The following is a 483-nucleotide window of genomic DNA, read 5'->3' as shown; positions in this document are numbered from 1 at the left end:
GCGCGGCCGGTGGTGCGGACGTCGTGGCCGGCCGCGGTCGCGACCGCGATGACACGGTCGGCGTAGGCGCCGTCGGCGTTGACGATCGCTGGCGCCCCCTCTGGCAGGAGCGTCGTGAACAGGCGCAGCTTGGCCGCGAGGTAGTCCTCGATGGTCGCGTGGTAGTCGAGGTGGTCGCGCCCGAGGTTGGTGAAGCCGGCGGCGGCGAGCTGCACGCCGTCGAGGCGGCGCTGCTCGATGCCGTGCGAGGAGGCCTCCATCGCGAGGTCCGTGATGCCGTCGGCGGCGAGCCGCGCCAGCGTCGCATGCAGCGTCACCGGGTCGGGCGTCGTCAGCGAGCCGTAGGCGGCGCCACGGTCGGTGACGATGCCGACGGTGCCGACGCTGGCGGACGCGCGCCCGATCCGCGACAGGATCTGGCGGACGAAGTCGGCGACCGAGCTCTTGCCCGCGGTGTCGGTCACCGCGACGATGGTCGCGGGC

Annotated in this window: 1 protein-coding gene; it reads right to left on the bottom strand. The window is 74.1% G+C overall.

The genetic code is table 11. The features are described 5' to 3' along the window. Positions 1–483, bottom strand: a 483-nt coding sequence (locus tag FV222_RS28905; RefSeq protein ID WP_246685730.1) for a Mur ligase family protein, incomplete at both ends; no start/stop codon positions are given.

The sequence above is a fragment of the Methylobacterium sp. WL103 genome (genome assembly GCF_008039885.1).
Lineage (GTDB): Bacteria > Pseudomonadota > Alphaproteobacteria > Rhizobiales > Beijerinckiaceae > Methylobacterium > Methylobacterium cerastii.
The sequence above is the reverse complement of the archived record's forward strand: the minus strand, read 5'-3'. Positions and strand labels throughout refer to the sequence as shown.